Below are 9,744 nucleotides of genomic sequence, written 5' to 3' on the forward strand. Positions count from 1 at the left end.
AAGCCTGAGTTACGGGAGTCTCCTCCTGCTGCATAAATCACGCTAAGCATTCTGCCGAATTGGCCACCTGCGGTGGCCACCCCTTATCCGGCTACGCCGGACTTTCCCCTATTCAGGGGACAGAATAAAACCTCTCTATGCTTCCCTGTCGTGTCATATGTGGCACATTGCCCAGCGTCCATAGTGCCCCCTGAACAGGGGGAAAGGTGGTGCCGCAGGCACCAAAGGGGGAACCGCCGCGATGGTAAGAAGCACTTATGCCTCATTTCTCCATGTAACATCCTGCTGAACTGGCCGCGGCCGCGGCCACCCCTTATCCGGCTGCGCCGGACTTGCCCAAAGGGAAGCGTCTCACACGATTCTCAGGTCGCTACCGCTCCCCTACAGCACGGCTATCACCGACTCACAATATTTTGCGCGTCACTGCGTTCCTTCAAAATATGTTCGCTGGTGTGACTCGTGTTCGCTTGCCACCCCTATTCAGGGGACAGAATAAAACCTCTCTATGCTTCCCTGTCGTATCATATGTGGCACATTGCCCAGCGTCCATAGTGCCCCCTGAACAGGGGGAAAGGTGGTGCCGCAGGCACCAAAGGGGGAACCGCCGCGATGGTAAGAAGCACTTATGCCTCATTTCTCCATGTAACATCCTGCTGAACTGGCCGCGGCCGCGGCCACCCCCTATCCGGCTGCGCCGGACTTCCCCCTATTCAGGGGGCAGAATAGGCCTCTCTGCGCTTCCCTATCCCCACTATTTCACCAGCATTTTATCCAGCACTTCCCTGATATGTGTAACCGGCACTACTTCCATGTCCAGGGAGGTTCCGTCGATGTCTGTCTTGTTTTCTTCGGGGATGAGGATGCCTTTCATGCCGGCCTGGCGGGCGCCGAAGGCTTTTTCCATGACGCCGCCTACGGGTTTCACGTCGCCGGAGAGGGAGATTTCGCCGGTGACGGCCCAGTCCTGACGGAGGGGGATGTTTTCCAGGGCGGAGACGATGGCGCAGGTGATGGCGGCGCCGGCGGAGGGGCCGTCGATGTTGCCTCCGCCTACGATGTTGACGTGGAGGTCGTAGTCCGAGAGGTCTTTGCCGGTGACGAGGCGCACTACGGCGGCGGCAGTGGCCACGGAGTCTTTAGCCATGGAGCCGGCGGTGTCGTTGAAGCGGATGGTGCCTTTGCCCTTTTCTCCGGCAGGGAAAACGGCGGTTTCGATTTCTATGGTGCTTCCCCAGTAGCCGGCTACGCCAAGGCCGTAGATGTGGCCTACTCTGGGTTTTCCTTTCTTCACGCGGCCTACCCAGGGGGAGAGGCGGCTGGCCTGGGCGGTACGTTTCATAAGGTCCAGGGTAATGGCAACGTCATCGGCCTTTCCGTTTTCGTAGACGGCGAGACCGTAGGCGTCGGCCAGAAGGCTCACCGCCTTTCTGCCTTCCATGGTGTAGGTGCTGATGAGGTCAGCCACCCCTTCTTCCAAATGGACGTGGAGCTTGTCCGCCGCATGGTTCACGATTTCCACCACGTCCCTGGGCTGGAGGGGATCGAAGAAAACTTCGGCGCAGCGGGAGCGGATGGCGGGGTTGATTTCTTCGGGCTGTCTTGTGGTGGCGCCAATAAGGATGAAATCGGCAGGCGCACCGTCTTTGAAGAGTTTCCTGATGTAGTCCGGTACGGCGGGGTTGTCTTCGTCGTAGTAGGCGGATTCGAAATAGACTCTTTTGTCTTCCAGTACTTTCAGGAGTTTATTCAGCATCATGGGGTCCAGTTCGCCGATTTCATCGATGAAGAGGACGCCGCCGTGGGCTTCGGTGACAAGGCCGGGCTTCGGTTCCGGTATGCCGTCGTCCGCCAGCTGGCGGCTGGCGCCCTGATAGATAGGATCGTGAACGGAGCCGATGAGGGGGTTGGTAATGTCCCGTTCGTCCCAGCGCAGGGTGGTGCCGTCGCATTCCACGAAGGGGGCGTTTTCACCGAAGGCGGTGTAGGACAGTTTCTTCGCTTCGTCAAGCACCAGCCGGGCGGCGGTGGTTTTGCCCACGCCCGGCGGTCCGTAGAGGATAAGGTGCTGGGGATAGGGGGAGGCGATACGGGAGAAGAGGGCCTTCACCGCCCGGTCCTGGCCTACGATTTCCGAAAGTCTCCGGGGCCGCACCACGTTCATAATGGTGGTGGTGAGTTTTACTTTGTCCAGGGCTTCCAGTTTTTCCATTTTGCGGCGGCTCTGGGGCGTTTCCGTGTCTCCCGTCTCTTCGTCTATGATTTCCTGGCGGATTTCATCCACATATTCCTGGTGTCTTTCTTCGAGACGGTCGGCGATTTTTTCTTCCAGCTGCCGTTCCACCGCCTGGCGGGCCAGCATTTCCGCCAGTTTGTCTTCCAGTTTGTCCAGAATGGCGGGAATGTCCTCATCCGTAGGCACCCGGGTGTAATCCCTGCTTTCCAGAATGAGCCGCTCCATGCCCAGAAGGCGGATGCGGGGGTTTTCATCATGTATGTATTTCAGCGCATTGTACCGGCTGGCCTGCACGATAATCTGCTCGGAGCCCATAATGCTGGCGTAAATGCTGTATATGGCATTGATCTGCCTTTTCAGTTCTTCATCGGAAAAGCTGCTGCCGTCTACATGGTTCATGAGACGGCCTATTAAATCTTTTACATCTTCCACAGAAATCCCCTCCTTTATTATTATATTGACTGGCCTTGCGGCCAGAGGGTTCCGCGCCCTCAGGGGGCGCGGAAGGTTCTCAAGTTTGACGGGCCTACGGCCGGAAAGTTCTTAAGTTTGACGGGCCCTTCAGGCCCGAAGGTTGTGGTGGCGGCTTCGCCGCAGTATAAAAAGGGGCGCGCCTGTCAGCGCAGGTTGTGTAGAAGGTTTTTTTCCCCCCACTTTATTGTCCCCCCGCAGGCGGGGGGAAGGTGGTGCCGTAAGGCACCAAAGGGGGAAACGCCGAAGTGAGAAAAGCACTTATGTCTCATCTCTCCAAGTACCATCCTGCTGAGTTGGCCGCCTTACACGGTCAGCCGGCTAAAAGGAAGGCCTCTTATTGGGCAGGCTAGAGGCAAACTTCGGCTGACTTGGAGGTCCTATGCAGGACCTCCACAGCCACCCCTATCCGGCTGCGCCGGACTTACCCGAAGGGAAGCGTGTCACTGGATTCTCAGTCGCCTGCGGCTCCCTACGAATCCAGTTCCCTTGCCACCCCTATTCAGGGGGCAGAATAAAACCTCTCTATGCTTACCTGCCTTGTCAAAGGTTCTTAGGTTTGACAGCCACTGCGTGGCTGAGGGTTGCGGATTGCCCTTACGGGCAATAAAAATTAAATGCCGCTTTGCGGCTGACCCCTTCCGGCTCGCTGCGCTCGCCACTCACACCTTAAGGAAGCGCTGATTAAATCATTGTTTGCTTTTATTCTTGAATTTTTAAGCAATGCGAGGAATGGACTGACGCGAATAGTGAGCTATTTAAGGAAGCCCATGACGAAGCAGTGCATAAAAATTCTTATAAAAGAAAACTCTATGAATTAATCAGTGCTTCCTTAGACAGGGGTGGGCAAGGACGTTGCGGGATTGGCTTTTGTGTCTCCAGTGCTAAGGAAGCACTGATTCATTCGCGGTCAGGAATACAGTTGTCTGCTGCCTGTTATCTGACTGTCTGACTTTCCCGCCGACTGGCATTTAACAATTTCTGCCTCACCAGCGGCGTGTACCGAGATTCTTCGCTCCGCTCAGGATGGCAGGGGGAGGTGGGAAGTACCCGGCGGTCAGCCGATAGCCGATAGCCGATAGCTGACTTCTCCTCACTCTTTCTTGAATGTCCAGTACCTTGGCACGAAGATGTCTTCGAAGAGGTTGATGGCGAAGTTGTCGGTGAGGCCGGAGATGTAGTCCACCGCTGCCAGGGGAATATTTCCTTCCGCCAGGCGAACCTGTTTTTCCGGGAGCCTTGTTTCATGGTAGCTGCCGTCAGGACGTTTTTCGGTGTAGTAGGTGTAAAGCATTTTCACCACGTTGCTGCCCCGTTTCCTGTCGGGGATAAGGGCCTTCGACATGTAGACTTCGTCAAACATAAACCGGCGGAAGAGGGCAAGGATTTCATCCCCTTCCTTTGACATGTGGATGCCGTCCTCTTCACTCTGCATGGAGTTCTTTACCACGCTGGTGACCATGGCGGTAATCATGGAGGAGTGGGTGACGCCGATTTTCCGCTTCACCGCCTCCGGCAGGTCTTCCGGCCCGATGAGGCCCATGGTTTCCGCATCTTCGTAGTCGTGGCAGAGGTAGGCGATGCGGTCGGCGTACTTGATGAGAGCCCCTTCCAGGGTGTGGGCTTTGAGTTTCCCGCAGTGGTTCAGCATGCCGTCCCGCACGTCCCTGGTAAGGTTCAGCCCCTGGCCTTCCTTTTCCAGTTTTTCTACAATGCGGACGCTCTGCTCGTTGTGTTCAAAGTGGCCGCAGATTTCCTGCAGCGCCTGTTCCCCTACGTGGCCGAAGGGGGTGTGGCCCAGGTCATGGCCCAGGGCAATGGCTTCCACCAGGTCTTCGTTCAGCCGGAGGGCCCGGGCCATGGTGCGGCCGATCTGGGCCACTTCCAGGGTGTGGGTCATGCGGGTGCGGTAATGGTCGCCCCGGGGCGCGATGTATACCTGGGTCTTGTGTTTCAGCCGCCGGAAGGAATTGCTGTGGAGGATCCTGTCCCGGTCTCTTTGGAAATCGGTACGCAGGGGATCCTTCTTCTCTTCCCTGTCCCGCACCGCATTGGCGGACAAAGCCGCCCGATGGCAGAGAATCTTTCTTTCCAGTTCTTCACTCCGCTTGCGAATCAGCATAGGCACCCTCCTTTACGGGAAATAGAAATCATTTTTCTTTATTATAACATCTGAAGTGAAAAGGTTCTCAGGTTTGACCGGCCTTCCAGGCCCGAAGGTTGTAGTGGCGGCATGGGACACGCTTTCAGCGTGAGGTTTGACGGGGCTTCGCCCCGAGGGTTCTTAGGGTTCTCAGGTTTGACGGCCCTATGGGCCGAGGGTTGTGGATTGCCGCTGACGCGGCAGATTTTAGAAGGCATTTCCCACGGGCGCCAGCCCGGTTGTATGGTTTTACTGCCACTACTGCCATAAGTACCACATGAGCATATTGCCCAGCGTCCATAGTGCCCCCTGAACAGGGGGAAAGGTGGTGCCGCAGGCACCAAAGGGGGAATCGCCGCAATGGCTTGCAGCACTTATGATTCATTCCGGTGCTTACCAACCCCTTCCACCACTATCGTGGTCCCCCTCCCCCTGCAAGCAGGGGGAGGCAAGTTTAAGGTGCATCGCGGTCCCTCTCCGCCCCGATGGGAAGCGTCTCACTTGGTTCTCAGGTCGCTTTGCTCCCCTACATCCACTGCTGTCACTGACTCACTGGATTTTCGGGTCGCTCTGCTCCCCTACAAATCCAGTTCGCTAGTGCGACCCAGGTTCCCTTGCCACCCCTATTCAGGGGACAGAATAAGCCTCTCTATGCTTACCCACAGAGACATACCCGACAGCGGACAGCGGTCTTCCCTATATCCCCCTATTAAAAAATTTTCTAACGTTATGGGCTCTCTATTTTCCTGTTCTCATTTTTCTCTCTTTCTTTTCTTCCCCGCGGCCATCGGAGTTTTGCCCTGTGTTTTCTATTTAAGTGTATACTTATTTCCTTCATCTTCTAATCTTTTATACCACTTGACAGGTTTCCGGAATAGTTGTACACTTTCTCACAGATGAGGGAATTTCAAATTTCCTTCTTCCAAGTGAACATGACTGGCAAGGGCGTCTGGTATACCGGGTATATCGGACGCTCTTTCTGTTGGCGGGGAGGCCTTTCGGGGGACAGGCTTTCCCGCCTTTTTCAGTCATGGAAATGATTTCAAGTCATAGAAAGTCCTTCGAAATTGCATTATGGTTATCATACCATCATTATTGCACTCTGCATGGAAAGGAATTCAAAAATGCGTAAGGAACATGATTTTCTGGGAGAAAAATTAGTACCTGATGAAGTTTACTACGGTGTTCAGACCATGAGGGCTAAGGAAAATTTCCAGATTACCGGTGCCCATCTGGATCCGGATTTCATCAAATCCATGGCTGCTGTCAAGAAGGCTTCCTGCCTCACCAATCTGCAGACCGGCCGTATGGACAGGACCATCGGGCAGGCTATCATCCAGGCTGCTGATGAAATCATGGAGGGGAAAATGATTGACCAGTTCCCGCTGGATCCCATCCAGGGCGGCGCCGGCACTTCCATCAACATGAACATGAATGAAGTTCTGTGCAATCGGGCTCTTGAAATTCTCGGTTATGAAAAGGGCCGTTACGATATTATTTCGCCAAACAACCATGCCAATATGGCCCAGTCCACCAATGATGTGTTCCCCACATCCATTAAGGTCTGCCTGTGCCGCAAGGCAGCGGCTTTGACAGAGGCTCTGATCGACCTGGCTGAAGGCTTTGAGGCCAAGGGCAAAGAGTTTGAGGATGTACTGAAAATGGGACGTACCCACCTCCAGGACGCCGTACCCATTACCCTGGGAGAGGAAATGAACGCCTATGCGTCCATGGTACGCCGGAGCATCGGCCGGATTACCCGGTCCCTGCGCTCCCTGCAGGACCTCAATATGGGCGGCACGGCTGTAGGTACCGGCCTGAATGCAGAGCCGGAATACATTAAACATTTCCCCTATAATCTGTCTGAAATCACGGGCTTCCATTTCGAAACAGCGCCGAACCTCATCGATGCCACCAATAATACCGACTGCTACGCCGATGTGTCCGCCGCTTTGAAGGTGACTGCCCTGTCCCTCATTAAAATGGCCAACGACATCCGCCTCATGGCATCCGGCCCCCGCTGCGGGCTGAATGAAATCAAGCTGGAAGCCCGGCAGCCCGGTTCTTCCATCATGCCGGGAAAGGTGAACCCGGTGATTGCGGAGGTGCTGGACCAGACCTGCTACCAGGTGCTGGGCAACGATATGGCCATCAGCATGGCCGTGGAAAACGGACAGCTGGAGCTGAATGTGATGGAACCGGTGATTGCCTTCAATATTTTCAATTCCTTCCGCTACCTCACCAACGCAGTGAATACCTTCAATGAAAAGCTGCTGAAATCCATGGAGGCCAACCGCGAGCAGTGCCAGTACTGGGTGGACCACAGCGTAGGCGTCATCACCGCCCTGCTCCCCCATATCGGCTATGAAAAATGCGCTGCCACCGCCCGGGAAGCCTATACCACCGGTGAACCGGTCCGTGAAATCATTCTGAAGAAAAAGCTCATCACCAAAACGGCCATGAACCGCATCCTTTCTCCCTATGAAATGACCCACCCCGGTATTGCAGGAGGAAAAGACGCACTGGCAAAATAGGAAAGCTGCCGGCTGCCGGCAGCCGGCTATCGGCTCACCGGCTCACCAGCCCACCAGCTCACCAGCCTGCCCATAAAGGCGCTTTCCTTTTGTCGCCCGACCGAACTGCGGGGTGGCAAAGGAACTGGATTCGCAGGGAGCCAAAGGTGCGTATTCTGCATAGAATACGCAAGGCCGGATAAGTTGGCGCCTAGCCTGCCCATAAAGGCGCCTACCTTTGGCTATCCGGCCCGATGTCTGAGAATCCAGTGACATGCTTTCCCGTGGAGAAAGGTGGTGCCGCAGGCACCAAAGGGGGAACCGCCGGAACAGGAAAATCGCTTATGACACATCTCTCCAGATACCATCCTGCCGAATTGGCCACCTGCGGTGGCCACCCCCTATCCCGCTTCGCGGGACTGCCCCCTATTCAGGGGGCAGAATAGGCCTCTCTACATTTCCATGCGTTGCCATATGTATCACATTGCCCAACGCCCATAGTCCCACTGTGCACATCCTGCATAGGATGTGCAAGTCGGGCAAAGTAAGGCGCTAGTATACCAGCCCACTAGTACACCAGCCCACCAGCTCTCATGGAGCAGGAAATAGGGCTCCTGAAAAAATCAGCGGGGTATTCTCTAAACCCCGTTTCCTCTGTTATAATAATTCAAATAATAATAATATTTGTTTGTCTGCCTTGACGGAAGCCATATGCATTCCGTAGGACCTCTCCAGAGGTCCTTTTTTCTTTTGCCATGGGGACGGGGCCTCTGGCCCCGAAGGGTTCTGACGTTTGACCGGCCTTCGGCCGGAAGGTTCTTAGGTTTGACGGGCCCTTTGGGCCCGAGGGTTGTGGTGGCGGCTGGCGCCGCAGGTTTTATATGCCGCTTTGCGGCGGCGGGCTCGCTGCGTTCGCCGCCGGAACGGGAAGAACACTTATGTCTCATCTCCCCATGTACCATTCTGCTGAATTGGACGCTGACATCGGTCAGCCGACTAAAAGGAAGGCCTCTTATTGGGCAGGCTAGAGGCCAACTTCGGCTGACTTGGAGGTCCTATGCAGGACCTCCACAGCCACCCCTATCCGGCTGCGCCGGACTTACCCAAAGGGAAGCGTCTCACACGATTCTCAGGTCGCTACCGCTCCCCTACGAATCGTATTCGCTTGCCACCCCTATTCAGGGGGCAGAATAGGGCCTCTCTATGCTTCCCTGTCGTGTCATATGTGGCACATTGCCCGGCGTCCATCTTCATTGACCATTTCCTCCTTCTCCCCCTTTTGACTAATCCTTTCTAAACAGATAGAATATAGTATATCTTTACTGCAGGAAACCATTATATAGGAGTATGTCCATGAAATTAGTTCATTTTGATCATATCGTTCTTACCACCGGCCATCTGGAGGAGTGTCTTCATTTTTACAGGGATTTCCTGGATATGGAGGTTGTCTTTGAGAATGGCCGGTACGCTCTTCTTTTCGGGAGCTGCAAAATCAATATCCACCAGCGGGCGGGGGAGTTTAAGCCGGCTGCTGCCTATCCGGTGTCCGGAAGCATTGATCTCTGCCTCATCACGGAAACGGCTATGGAAGATGTACTTGCTGAACTTAACGCAAAGGGTGCTCCGGTGATTACGGGGATTGTGGACCGCCACGGCGCCCGGGGGCCTATGAAGAGCCTTTATCTTCGGGATCCTGACGGCAATCTCATCGAAATCGCCCGGTATGTGCAGCAGAAGCCTGCAGCGCCTCTGCCGGCAGCCAATGACGAATCCCTGGCTGACGAATAGGATTTTTACGAAAGGATAAACCATTGACACCTTACCATTCCAATCTTTTCTTCGTGGCGGAGTACGTACTTTCCGCCCTTCTTATCGCCTTCCTCACCTGGCGTAAATCGCCGCTGGACGTGAGAAAATCCATTTCCCGGAAGGCTTTCCTGAAAAGGATTCCCATAGCGGCGGGAGCGGTGATTCTTTCCATCCTCCTTATGACAGGGGTGTACCTGCTCCGGCTGGATATGACGAAAAACATCATCCTCATCGGCCTGCTCCAGCTTTTCATGACCCTTGCCGCCAACGTCATTCTGGGTGCTTCCTGGATCCAGCGGTACCGGGTCTATCCCCGGGGCCGGGAACTTTCGGCGGTGGTAATCCTCATGTACATCATAGCCGACCTCTTCATGCCTTCAGGCATTAAGTACGCCATCCTCCTCATGGGCACGGTGCTGGCCTTTATCTTTCCCGACCGATGGGAGGATTGGGGAAAATAATGGGCCCCTTTGCAGCGCCATGCAGAAGGTTCTTCCCCACCCTATTGTCCCACCGCGGAGCGGGGTGGCAAAGGAACTGGATTCGCAGGGAGCCAAAGGCGACTGAGAATCCAG

At 55.0% G+C, this 9,744-nt stretch carries 5 protein-coding genes; 3 read left to right on the forward strand and 2 right to left on the reverse strand.

The features are described from left to right. Positions 1-751: 751 nt before the first annotated feature. Together lonC and Q0482_RS01975 are read right to left on the reverse strand one after the other, a co-directional pair. The gene (gene lonC, locus Q0482_RS01970) at positions 752-2,665 is read right to left on the reverse strand and encodes a Lon family ATP-dependent protease (protein WP_299142683.1); all 1,914 of its coding nucleotides are present in this window, start codon (positions 2,663-2,665) and stop codon (positions 752-754) included. Between the two features lie 1,132 nt (positions 2,666-3,797). Further along, the gene (locus Q0482_RS01975; RefSeq protein ID WP_299142685.1) at positions 3,798-4,826 is read right to left on the reverse strand and encodes a deoxyguanosinetriphosphate triphosphohydrolase; all 1,029 of its coding nucleotides are present in this window, start codon (positions 4,824-4,826) and stop codon (positions 3,798-3,800) included. Positions 4,827-5,971: 1,145 nt separating this feature from the next. On the opposite strand from Q0482_RS01975, the gene Q0482_RS01980 reads away from it, so the two are divergent. The 3 genes from Q0482_RS01980 (at position 5,972) to Q0482_RS01990 (ending at position 9,630) form a co-directional block, all read left to right on the forward strand. Further along, entirely contained in the window at positions 5,972-7,381 is a 1,410-nt protein-coding gene (locus tag Q0482_RS01980) for an aspartate ammonia-lyase (RefSeq protein ID WP_299142688.1), read from the forward strand. Between the two features lie 1,332 nt (positions 7,382-8,713). Next, entirely contained in the window at positions 8,714-9,148 is a 435-nt protein-coding gene (locus Q0482_RS01985; protein WP_299142691.1) for a VOC family protein, read from the forward strand. 23 nt (positions 9,149-9,171) lie between these two features. Next, on the forward strand, positions 9,172-9,630 hold the full coding sequence (locus Q0482_RS01990) for a hypothetical protein (protein ID WP_299142694.1): 459 nt from the start codon (positions 9,172-9,174) through the stop codon (positions 9,628-9,630). Positions 9,631-9,744 lie beyond the last annotated feature (114 nt).

It is taken from the genome of uncultured Dialister sp. (assembly GCF_937959425.1).
Taxonomy (GTDB): domain Bacteria; phylum Bacillota; class Negativicutes; order Veillonellales; family Dialisteraceae; genus Dialister.